Below are 12,734 nucleotides of genomic sequence, written 5' to 3'. Positions count from 1 at the left end.
ATTAAAATCATTAAAAAAAATTTGGCTTATGTATAATGATTTTGATTAAATACCTGATTTTATTTATAGTTTAGAAAATCTTAAAGAAATAAATTTATATGGAAATAATATAACCTTTATTGATGAAAGAATTGACAATATTACATTATGAAATATAATTTAACATATGTAAAACTATACGAAGGTTAGGTCAATGAAAAAGTTTTATCTAATAATTATGATTGTTTTTGCATTTTTTATTTCATGTTCAAATAATAATACAGCAGAAACTGATACAGTATATGTTAATTTGGGGGCAGAACCTAAAACTATAGACCCTGCTTTAAATATCACATTGCAAGGCTCTACATATGTAACACATTTATTTGAATGTCTTACTACAAAATATAAAGATATAGCAATTCAGCCCGGAGCAGCAGAAAGTTGGGAAATATCCGAAGACGGACTTACATATATATTTCATTTAAGAACAAATGGAAAATGGTCTGACGGAAAAACATTGACAGCACAAGATTTTGAATATTCTTGGAAAAGAGTAGTTGATCCTGATACGGCAAGCGAACCTAGTTATTTATTTGAGCCTATACTAAATTTCTCTAATGTTAATGGGGGATATATGCCTGTTGATGAATTTGGTATAAAGGCTTTAGATGATTTTACTTTAGAGGTAAAATTGGAATATCCTACTGCTTATTTCTTAGAGCTTGTAAATTTACCAGTTTTCTCTCCTGTAAGAAAAGATATGGTGGAGAAAGACCCTGATAATTGGACTAGAAATCCTAAAACTTGTGTAGGAAATGGGGCTTTTGTTTTGAAAGAGAGAAAGCCTGATCAAAGTATTACGGTAGTAAAAAACACTAATTATTGGGCATCTGATACTATAGTTGCTGAGAGAATTAAATTTGTTCTTATGGATAATCCTAATTCAGCAGTTGCAGGAGTTAAAGAAGGTTCTCTTCATTTTTCGGATCAATTTCCATATCAGGATATAGAAACTTTAAAAGAGGAAGGTTATATTGATATTGCAACTAGAATAGGAACGCAATACTATGCGTTAAATACCACTAATGAAACTTTAAAAGATAAAAAGGTTAGAAAGGCTTTATCTCTTGCTATAGATAGAAATTATATAGTAGAAAATGTAATCAAATCTGGAAAACCTGCTGGTGCATTAGTACCTTGGGGAGTTACAGATGTTCAGGGATATTTTAGAGATAATGCTGGCGAATATATAAGCACTAATAAAGAAGATTATCAAAAAAATGTAGAAGAAGCTAAAAGGTTAATGTCTGAAGCTGGATATCCTAATGGAGATGGTTTTCCTGTATTAGAATTTTTTGTTACTTTCAGCAATGATATACCTATGTTTGAAGCTGTGCAGAATATGTGGAAGGTTAATTTGGGTATAGATGTGAAACTTACTCAAATGGAATTTGCTCCTTTTATTCATGCTTTTAGAACAGAGAGAAATTATACTATGGCTGCGGCAAGCTGGACAGGCAGTTATAATGATCCTACTACTTTTTTAGGTATGTTTGTAAGCTATTCTTATAAAAATCATTCATTATTTACAAATGCAAAGTTTGATGAAGCTTTGAGTATAGCATCTAAAACTTCGGATCAAAATATAAGAATGAGAGAATTACATAAAGCCGAGAAGATATTGATAGAAGATGAGGCTGTTATAATACCTATAGCATATTTTGAGCCTGCTGTATTGAAAAGTCCAAATTTAAAAGATGTATTTTATATACCATTTGCTCAATATAAATTTTCATATTCATATGTAAAGAAATAATATAATTTAAGGCTGTTAATCAGTTCTTATTTTTATATATTACTGATTAAGGAAATATAATATGGAAGACTTTTTTATAGGTAAATTAATTAAAGAACTGCATACTGCTTTGTATAATAGATTGATAGATTTTTGGATAAACATAAATTAACATCATCACAGTGTATATATTAATGTTTTTATATTATAATAAAGATAATCTATACAATTAAAATATTATTTAATTATTTCTTGAAAAACGGCTGGATAGATGATAATAAAATGCATATAGAAAGGAAGATTTTTTATATGCAAAAGAAAATGTATTGATGTTTAATTTTCATAATGAAGTTATTGGATATGATGAACTTATCAAAAATGTATCGGCTTTAATAAAAGTAATTTATTTTGATAATTTTAAATTCAATCCCAAAATAGAAGATATAAAGATTTTCAATAATATATTAAAAACAATAGATTTATACAATATAAAAAATGATTCTGCAAATAAAATGCAAAAAGTACTAAAAAATATTTTCCCATCATCAAAATATGAAAGAATTATATTTCTAGAAATACTTGCATATTTGAATATTTTAGAGTCAAAAGATAAAGAGAATACAGAGATACTGAATTATCAGAAAAAATTAATGCATTGGAGGAGGGAGATTCCTATAATAAATATAATGCTCATAAAATATTTTCTAAGTATTTGTAATTTAATTTATATATATAATAAAGGTATTATAAAACATACTATAAAAGAAAATAATAAATACACATAAATAAATATATTAGGCTTACTGTCTATCAATAAATTTGATGGATTATTATCTTCTCTATTTTTGAAAGATACTATAGTATTTATGCTTATAATTATTAAATGTACAAGAAATATAATATTTAAAATAATTAATGTTAATTTATTCGGTGTAAGTCCGTAATTAACTATTCTATATATAGATACTGTGATAGTTAATAAATCAAAAAGAAATGCAAATATTGGTACTATTAAATACATTGATTTTGTAAATATATTAGATTTTTTATCCATTCTAACAAACATTAAATTTATAATTGTAATTGATAAAATAATATTATATATTATGTAAACTACTCTATTATTATATGGTCTTGATTCATATGTAAGCATAGTGAACATCATTACAAACATAGAAAATAAATTTATTATTAATAAAAATCTTGAAATATATATAGATATTGTAGATTTTGTTTTTATTGATATATAGTATGATATAAATGGTATAAAACTGTATGTAAATATAATGATACATATAGCTAATTTTGATATTATAAATACTATTTCATTTGAAGAATTAAATAATGCGGCTATTGAAAAACCAAATATAATCATACCATATGATAATATAGTAAACAATGTACTGCTTGCTGTATTTATTATTAAAAACCATATAAAAGCATCTCCAAATACAGTGAGAAAATCTGATATTCCCTCTTTATCTAAAACATTAAAAGAATTATATGAAAGCATCATTATAATAAATAATATAATCATTAAGAATATACTTCTATTTATAAGTATTTGAAAATCAGGTGTATCTATGGGAGGCATATAAACATAATTGAAAAAAATATTTGAAAAACTGGATATAAGACTTATAAGCAGAAAAGATAAAAATGTAATTAAAACAATTTTTTTATTAAAATTATTAATATGAAAAATTATAGTAAAACAAAATATATAAAAGCTGATAAAAAAATGGCTATTTAAAAATATTGGAAATATATAACTTTCATTTATATCTCTTAATGTGAGTATATAAATGCATATGGGTAATGTTGATATTGCCGTTATTAATAAATATTTTAATATTTTTATATACTTATTTTCTTTAACAGTTAAATCATTATTCATATCAGCCTCCATAGTGGAATAATGATATATTATAAATAAAAAAAATCAATTCTAATAATATCATTCCTTTATTGATAAAAAAGTTTTTTTATATTAAACTTAAATATCATATAGAGGTTTTACTATGAATTGCAGTATAGAAAATTATTTTTTTGAGTTTTATAAATGTCTTGAAAAAGATTCTGTATTAATAGCATTAGATTTTAATACAGATAACTTATCTTCAAAGAATTTTAAATTATACACTATAGATAAAAATTATAAAATAACAAAAAATGATATAACAAATATTTTATCAGGTTATTCATTCAATAATAATTTATTAATTTATAATAATCAATTTTATAGTAAAGAAAAGATTAATGAAAATATAAACTATATAAATGAATTGATAGATGATGCATTCAATGAAAATAAATTATATGGTATTCCTTCATATTTTGTTAATAATAGTAGAAAAATAAATAAAGCATTATTTTTGGATAGGGACGGAGTATTAATGGAAGATGTGGGATATATAGGCACTATAGATAGGGTAAAGATAAAAAATGATTTTATAGATATAGTAAAATATGCAAACAGTAAAGGATATATTACAATAGTAACTACAAATCAGGCTGGGGTATCATACAATTACTATACAAATGAAGATGTTCATAATGTTCATAATTATATTTACAATGAATATAAAAAACATGATGCGGTTATAGATGATTTTTATTATTGTCCTTATCATATAAAAGGGCATGTAGAGCCTTATAATATAATTTCTATGCTTAGGAAACCTGAGGCTGGAATGCATTTACTTGCTTCAAAGAAATATAATATAGATTTATCTAATTCTTTTATGATAGGTGATAGGGATACTGATATTGTTAAAATACCTTATCTTAAAACTTTATTGATACAGACTGAAGTTTATGATATAGAAAATTTAGAAAAAGTCGTAAAAATAGATGATATATATAATATTATATAATTCAAATTATAATAATTTCAAAAAATGTGAGAATATTATAACCAAATTTCATAGAATTAAAATTGATATAAAAAATAGTAGAAAAATTAAATATAGTTTTAAATAATAAATAAAAGCTGCATTCTCAAATAAAGACTGCAGCTTTATTTTTTATATAGAGTTTAATAATGTATTACTTAAAATAATTAACACCATTTTCAAAAATATTATAAATATCTTTTGTGATAATATTTTTATATAAATTATTTGCATATCTCTCACTATGTCCCATCTTACCGAACACTTTTCCATCCTCTGAAAGTATACCCTCTATAGCATAAGCGGAACCATTAGGATTAAATCTGAACTCATTAGTAGGTTTAGATTCAAAGTTAACATATTGTGTTGCAATTTGTCCTTTTTTGATTAGTTCTTTTATTATATCTTCATCAGCAAAGAATCTTCCCTCTCCATGAGAAACAGGAACTACTAATTCGCTTCCTAAAGGTATATTGTAAAGCCAAGGCGAATTATTTGATACTACCTTCGTTGTTACCATTTGAGAAATATGTCTTCCTATTTTATTGAATGTAAGAGTTGGAGATTTTTCAGTAATATTTCCTATTTTACCATAAGGAAGAAGCCCTGATTTTATCAATGCCTGAAATCCATTACATATACCCAAAACTAGTCCATCTCTTTCTAATAATTTATGTATTGAATTCTTTATCTTTTCATTTGTAAGTATTGCAGAAATAAATTTTCCAGAACCGTCAGGCTCATCAGCAGCACTGAATCCACCCGGAATCATGAATATTTGAGAATTATCTATTTTTTTAGACATCTTATCTATTGATTCTTTTATGTATTCAGGCTTTATATTTCTAAATACAAAAATATCAGTATCAGCTCCTGCATCAGAAAACGCTTTTTGAGTATCATATTCGCAGTTAGTACCCAAGAATGCCGCTATTAAAACATTAGGTTTAGCCTTTTTATTTTTGCATATAAACGGGGTCTCTCTTTTATACTCGGCTAATGAATAAGTTTCTATATCTTCATAAGTTTTGTAAGCGAATACTGATGATAATTTATCAAGCCATGATTTTTCTATTGCTTCTAAATCTATTACTTCTCCACATACTTTTATTTCATATTCATTAATAGTTTTTCCTATTAGTACGGCATTTTTATAATTTAATTCTTCTTTAGTTTCGATTATAAATGAGGCAGGCATCAAATTAAAGAAATAAAGCTCATCTTTTATATCAATACCTATTTTATTTCCGAAAGACATTTTTGTTACAGCTTCGGCAATGCCTCCGAATTTAATAGTGTATGCAGATAATATTTTTTTATTCTTTATATTTTCATGTATAAACTCAAAATTATTTTTTATTTCAGCAATATTAGGCATATAATGTTCAAGCATATCATGCTTTATTAAGTAAACATAATTATTAACTGATTTAAACTCTGGAGATATAACATCATTACTATCAACAGCCGACACTGCAAATGATATTAATGTAGAAGGCACTGATATATTATTGAAAGTACCGCTCATTGAATCTTTTCCTCCTATTGCAGGTATATCAAATTCAGTTTGTGCATATATAGTACCGAGCAATGCCGAATAAACTTTTCCCCATTTTTTAGCATCTTGTCCTAATTTTTCAAAATATTCTTGAAATGATAATCTTATATTTTTATAATTTGCACCAATAGAAACAAGTTTTGACATAGATTCTATAACAGAGTATATACCTCCATGAAACTCAGACCATTTCATTATAGAAGGATTATACCCCCAAGATATAGCAGAAGCAGTATTTATTTCTTTTGCATTATTATCAAATATTGGTATTTTCTGAATACTTACATCGCTTGGAGTCATTTGATATTTTCCTCCAAAAGGCATTAATACAGTTGTTGCACCTATAGATGAGTCGAACATTTCAACTAGTCCCTTTTGAGAAGCAACATTTAAATCTTCTATCATATTAAACCAATGTGATTTTAGAGAACATGCATTCTTTGTACTGAAAGGATTATTTTCAAAATTAATATCTTTTAATACCGCATTAGTTTCCTGTTTAGCTCCGTTAGTGTCTAAAAAATTACGGTTTATATTTACAATTTTTTTGCCTTTTAAAAACATTACAAGTCTGTTAGTATCAGTTATTACAGCAACTTTTGTAGCTTCAATATTTTCTTCATTAGCTAATTTTATAAATTTATCCGCATCTTTATTTTCAACAACAACAGCCATTCTCTCCTGAGATTCTGATATAGCAAGTTCAGTACCATTTAACCCCAAATATTTAACTGGAAGTACATCAAGATTGATATCTATTCCTTCGGATAATTCTCCAATAGCTACAGACACACCTCCCGCACCGAAATCATTACATTTTTTTATTAATTTAGCAACTTCTTTATTTCTGAATAATCGCTGAATCTTTCTCTCTTCTGGGGCATTACCCTTTTGTACTTCAGCACCACATAATCTTAAAGATTTATTGGTATGACTTTTTGATGAACCTGTAGCACCACCGCATCCATCTCTTCCTGTTCTTCCTCCAAGTACTATAACTATATCTCCTGCTTTAGGCTTTTCTCTTCGTACATAATCAGAAGGAACAGCACCTACAACAGCACCCACTTCAAGTCTTTTTGCTTTATATCCTTCATCATATATTTCATTAACCAAACAAGTTGTAAGTCCTATTTGATTACCGTATGATGAATAACCACTTGCCGCAGTAGTAGTTATTTTCTTTTGAGGTAGTTTTCCATCCAAAGTATCTTCAAGCTTTTCTAAAGGGTTAGCACTTCCTGTAACTCTTATAGCCTGATATACATAGCTTCTTCCAGAGAGAGGATCTCTTATAGCTCCTCCCAAACAAGTAGATGCTCCTCCAAAAGGTTCTATCTCTGTAGGATGATTATGAGTTTCATTTTTAAACATCAATAAATATTTTTCTGTTTTGTTTTTTCCATTCTCATCAACAGCATCAACATTTATATAAATAGAGCATGCATTTATTTCATCTGATATTTCTAAATCTTCAAGCTTTCCTTTCTTCTTTATATATTTAGCTGATACTGTAGCCATATCCATTAAATTAATATCTCTTTTACTATCAGCATCTTCTCCGTAAAGCTCTTTTCTAATATCATAATATCTGTTAATGGTATTTAGTACAATTTTTGAAAAATTACTATTATCATTTTCTAATTTTACATCATTAATCTTTGTCATGAATGTCGTATGACGGCAATGATCCGACCAATATGTATCAAGAACTTTTATCTCTGTTTCTGTAGGATTTCTTTTCTCTTCATTTTTAAAATAATTTTGTACGAACTCTATATCCTTATAAGTCATAGCCAAATCAAGATTATCTCTGAATTTATGAAGTTCTTCTATATTAAGATTAATAAAATTTTCAATATTTTTAATATCATCAGCTTTCTGAGATTCTTCCACTTCCAGTTTTTTTAAATCTTTTTCTCTGCTTTCTACTGGGTTTATATAGAACTTTTTTATTTTTTCTATAGTACTGTCATCAATATCGCCTTCAAAAACTATTACTTTTCCACTTACTATAGAAACATCTTTAATATCATTATAAATGAGCTTCAAACATTGTAATGCTGAATCTGCTCTTTGGTCAAATTGTCCTGGTAAATATTCAACAGCAAAATGTTTTAAACTCTCAAAATCTTTTTTTTCAACTATTTTATCAGTAGGAGGCTCTGAAAATATTACTTTAATAGAATTATTCAGCTCGCTTTCTTCTATATCAAATATATCATAAACATTAAGAAGTCTTACGGAGGATTTTATTTTGAAATTTTCTTTTAATTGATTTTCTAATCTTTTGGCTTCTAAATTAAAACCTTCTTTTTTTTCTATAAAGATACGATAGTTCATTATATTATTTCCTAAGTTAAATTTTTAATATAATGATTATATATGCAATGTTTATTATATCAATAGTTTTTATAAAATGATTTTTTATCATAAGTAAATTGAAGAATTTTTACTATAGTTCATTATTTTTTTAATAATTCTATATATAAATGGTTATTTAGTCTTTTTTTATTTTTTTTGTTAATGTTATAATATCGTTCATTTTTATGTCATATAAGATTATAATTGGATAATAAAATGAAAATATTGCAGTTTAGATAAAAGATTTGGAAGAACTAAAAATTTTTATATTAAATATTTTAATTGCTAATCTAATGATAAATATCTTAATGAGTAAAAAGGTTTTGAATCATATTTTCTTACATTTGAAGATAATTGTAGATTTGAATTAATTACTATAAAAGATATTAAAGAAAAAATAAAAATTATGAATTATACAGATTTGCTCATATTGAATATCTGTAGAAAGAAAGGATGAAATTGATTTACTTACAAAAGAATTAGAAAAAAGACGTATTTAAAATCGCATCATATCCTATAACTATAGGTGACAGATATTATAAGAGCATGATATTTGATAATGAAAACAATAAAATAAAAATAACTATATAAAAAAGAGGTACTAAAATGAAAAAATTATATTTTATATTATTGATAGTTTTATCTTTATTTTTTAATTCCTGCCATGATAAAATCACTCATAAAATTAAAGTTTATCATAATGGTAATATACTTACTATGAAAGGAAATGAACCTTCTTATGCAAGGGCTATAGAGGTTAGAGATAATACAATAATGAAAGTTGCTTACACTGAGGAAGATGAAAAGAATTTAATTGATAATGTATATGCTGAAGTAATAGATTTAGATGGAAAAACATTAATGCCTTCATTCATAGATTCTCATAGTCATATAGTGAGATTGGCTCAGGCACTTACAACTGTAGATTTAACAGAGGTTACCAATTTAGCTGAAATGGCTAATAGCATTACAAATTATATGAAAGTAAACAAATTGGAAGATGATACTTGGATAATAGGGTTTGGATATGATAATAATTTACTTCCAGATAAAAAAAATCCTAATAGAGATGATTTAGATAAAATTTCTACTACTCACCCTATATTTCTAACTCATACTTCAGGACATGTTGGTGTTATGAATTCAAAAGCATTAGAAATGTTTGGTATAGATGAAAACACTCCTGATATTGACGGTGGTTTAATAGAAAGATATCCTAACAGCAGAAAACCTACAGGATATATGGAAGAAACAGCCTTTATGCATTATTCTTCACAAATTAATTTTGGAGTTACAGAAGAAAAATTAATGGACTTTATTAATAAGGCAGAAGATGTTTATTTAGGATATGGTATTACAACAGCACAAGATGCTTTGATTTCAACAGCAGAATTTCCGCTTATAAAGAAGATGATAGATAATAAAAGATTCAAAATTGATATAATAGGATTTGTAGATTTGAAAAATTCAGCATCTATAGCAGAAACTAATAAAGAAATGATAGGAGTTTATAAAAATAAATTCAAAATAGGTGGATACAAAATATTTTTAGACGGTTCTCCTCAAGCAAAAACAGCATGGTTAGGACAGCCTTATATAAGCGGACCTGTAAGATATAGAGGATATGCTACATACGATGATGCATCAGTAGAAAAATTTGTAGAAAGAGCTTTAGATGATCAAATGCAGCTTCAGGCACATTGTAATGGAGATGCCGCAGCAGAGCAGTATATTAATGCATTCAGCAATGTTATGATAAAAAGAAATACAACTAATAATTACAGAGCGGTTTTGGTACATAGCCAAATAATAAGGGAAGATCAATATACTTCTATGTCTAATCTTAATATTATACCTTCTATATTTGTAGCACATATATATCATTGGGGAGATACTCATTTGATTAATTTGGGTATGGAAAGAGCTTCTCAAATAAGTGCTTCAAAAACTGCATTAGATAATAATTTGGCTTTCACATATCATCAGGATACTCCTGTAAGAAAACCAGATATGCTTGAAACTATTTGGTGTGCAGTAAATAGAGTTACAAAAAATGGTGTATTATTAGGAGAAAATCAGAAAGTTAGCCCTTATGACGCTTTGAAAGCTATAACAATTAATGCAGCTTATCAAAACAAAGAAGAAAATTCAAAAGGTACTATAGAAGAGGGAAAATTAGCTGATTTGGTTATATTAAGTGATAATCCTATTACATGCAACCCTATGAGTATAAAAGATATAAAGGTATTAGAAACCATTAAAGAAGGAAAAACATTATATTTGAATGATTCCGCTATATAATTTTAATATTACTCTGTTAATAAAGTTATATTTACAAATATTTATATTATGATATAATATAAAAACTATGCTTTATGTTATAAATAATTTTATATCAACTACAAATTGGAGGTATTTGTTTTACGCTCTTGATATATCATTAGTTGCAGTATTATTTTATATAATTTATATGCTAATGCATAATACAAGAGCATATAGCATAGCAATAGGTTTTATAATACTATTTTTTATAACTTTAATAGCAAAAGTGTTCGGTCTTTCTACATTATCATGGATATTTGACCAATTTTTTCAAGTAGGACTTATAACTATAGTAGTGCTTTTTCAGGCGGAAATTAAGCATGCTCTTATAATATTGGGAGGAAGGGCTTTTCTTAAGAATTCATTTAGATATGATGAAGATCAGATACAGAAGATATTAAGCGCCACTTTTAATTTGTCATATAAAGGCTATGGCGCTTTAATTGTTTTTCAAAGGAATATATCATTACATTCTTTAGTGGATAGGGCTGTAAAGATTAATGCAGATATATCCATGGAGCTTATTGAATCAATATTCTTTAAAAACAATCCTATTCATGATGGTGCTGCTATAATAATGGAAAATAGAATAGCGGCAGCCAGTGCATATTTACCTCTTACAGAAATAGAACCAAAAATAAAAAATAGGAGGCTTGGTACAAGACATAGAGCGGCACTTGGGGTATCAGAACAAACAGATGCGGTAGTAGTTGTTGTTTCAGAAGAAACTCAATGTGTATCAATTGTTCATAATGGAATATTGGAATATAATTTAACTAGAGAAGAGCTAGATAAAAGACTTGGAGAGCTTTTAGAGATAAAAAAATGAAAGATAATAAAAAATCAGATTTAAGTAAATTTACTTTCAAAAGAATGTTAGCCAGCATAACTAATAGATTTTGGATAAAATTATTATGTCTTTTAATGTCTTTTATATTATTTTTATTTGTAAGATATCAAAAGGAATATACAAAAGATTATATTACAAAAGTTGAAATAAAAAATATACCTTCAAGATTATTAATAGCAAATCGTATACCTGAAAATATTATCATAACTTTAAAAGGTTTCAAAGATAATGTATATGAACTTCCAACAGAATTGAGAACTTATATTGATCTTACAAATGCCTCAATAGGAAGTAATATGTATGATGTATATTTGGCTGGAGATATAGATTATTCAAAGATGAATATTACAGTAAATCCAAATAAAATACCTATTGTTTTGGATGATCTTGCTTATAAAACAGTTCCTATAATTGTATCAACAAATGGAGTTGTTTCTTTTGGTTTGGAGGTTGATAATATAATAGTTAATCCTTCTAATACTATAATATCAGGTCCTAAAACTTTAATATCTTCTATAGATGAAGTTAAAACATATAATGTAGATTTGACTGATAAATATTTGGATTATTCTACTATATCAAGAATAAATTTACCTACTAATATAAAATCTGATGTTTCTAGGGTTAATGTTAATGTGATTTTTAATAAAGATGTAGACAAAATAGAGTTTAATAATATTGCCATTAATATAGATAATCTAAATAGTAAATTTAATGTTAATTCTGATAAGGCTTTTGTTATTAATAGATTGGTTTTAGAGGCTAATAAAACTTTGCTTACCAATATATCTATTGATGATATTATATTATCCATTGATTTAAAAGATATGACTAATAATGGCATATATTCAAATGTATCTGTTGAGGCTAATATACCTGTTCATACAAAACTTGTAGAGATAGAACCTTCATTTTTTGATGTTGAGATAACAAAGAGAGAAATTTCTAACGATAATTAAATAATAGGTA

At 26.2% G+C, this 12,734-nt stretch carries 8 protein-coding genes; 6 read left to right on the top strand and 2 right to left on the bottom strand.

Features of this window, described 5'->3' with window-relative positions; translation table 11 throughout:
• Positions 1-193: 193 nt before the first annotated feature.
• Positions 194-1,798: a peptide ABC transporter substrate-binding protein gene (locus Q1J76_RS02090; protein ID WP_300366091.1), complete on the top strand. Its 1,605-nt coding sequence runs from the start codon at positions 194-196 to the stop codon at positions 1,796-1,798.
• A gap of 308 nt (positions 1,799-2,106) precedes the next feature.
• Positions 2,107-2,562, top strand: a complete 456-nt coding sequence (locus tag Q1J76_RS02085; protein WP_300366088.1) for a hypothetical protein — start codon at positions 2,107-2,109, stop codon at positions 2,560-2,562.
• Here the strand turns inward: Q1J76_RS02085 and Q1J76_RS02080 are convergent.
• On the bottom strand, positions 2,502-3,314 hold the full coding sequence (locus Q1J76_RS02080; protein ID WP_300377837.1) for a hypothetical protein: 813 nt from the start codon (positions 3,312-3,314) through the stop codon (positions 2,502-2,504). The genes Q1J76_RS02085 and Q1J76_RS02080 overlap by 61 nt on opposite strands.
• Positions 3,315-3,798: 484 nt before the next feature.
• On the opposite strand from Q1J76_RS02080, the gene Q1J76_RS02075 reads away from it, so the two are divergent.
• On the top strand, positions 3,799-4,653 hold the full coding sequence (locus Q1J76_RS02075; RefSeq protein ID WP_300366082.1) for a D-glycero-alpha-D-manno-heptose-1,7-bisphosphate 7-phosphatase: 855 nt from the start codon (positions 3,799-3,801) through the stop codon (positions 4,651-4,653).
• A 172-nt stretch (positions 4,654-4,825) separates the two neighbouring features.
• On the opposite strand, the gene Q1J76_RS02070 is transcribed toward Q1J76_RS02075, so the two are convergent.
• Complete coding sequence (locus Q1J76_RS02070) at positions 4,826-8,572, bottom strand: phosphoribosylformylglycinamidine synthase (RefSeq protein WP_300366079.1); 3,747 nt, start codon at positions 8,570-8,572, stop codon at positions 4,826-4,828.
• 627 nt (positions 8,573-9,199) lie between these two features.
• Here Q1J76_RS02070 and Q1J76_RS02065 point away from each other — a divergent pair.
• The 3 genes from Q1J76_RS02065 to Q1J76_RS02055 all read left to right on the top strand — a co-directional run bounded on the left by Q1J76_RS02065 (position 9,200) and on the right by Q1J76_RS02055 (position 12,724).
• The gene (locus Q1J76_RS02065; RefSeq protein ID WP_300366076.1) at positions 9,200-10,894 is read left to right on the top strand and encodes an amidohydrolase; all 1,695 of its coding nucleotides are present in this window, start codon (positions 9,200-9,202) and stop codon (positions 10,892-10,894) included.
• A 115-nt stretch (positions 10,895-11,009) separates the two neighbouring features.
• Positions 11,010-11,744, top strand: a complete 735-nt coding sequence (gene cdaA / locus Q1J76_RS02060; RefSeq protein ID WP_300366073.1) for a diadenylate cyclase CdaA — start codon at positions 11,010-11,012, stop codon at positions 11,742-11,744.
• Positions 11,741-12,724 carry a CdaR family protein gene (locus tag Q1J76_RS02055; protein ID WP_300366070.1) on the top strand — a complete coding sequence of 328 codons (984 nt, stop codon included), beginning with the start codon at positions 11,741-11,743 and terminating at the stop codon, positions 12,722-12,724. Before cdaA ends, Q1J76_RS02055 begins: the two co-directional genes overlap by 4 nt.
• Positions 12,725-12,734: the final 10 nt, after the last annotated feature.

Origin of the sequence: Brachyspira sp., from assembly GCF_029258575.1 — a bacterium.
Lineage (GTDB): Bacteria > Spirochaetota > Brachyspiria > Brachyspirales > Brachyspiraceae > Brachyspira.
Note: the sequence above shows the minus strand (reverse complement) of the source record. Positions and strands in the feature narration are given on the sequence as shown.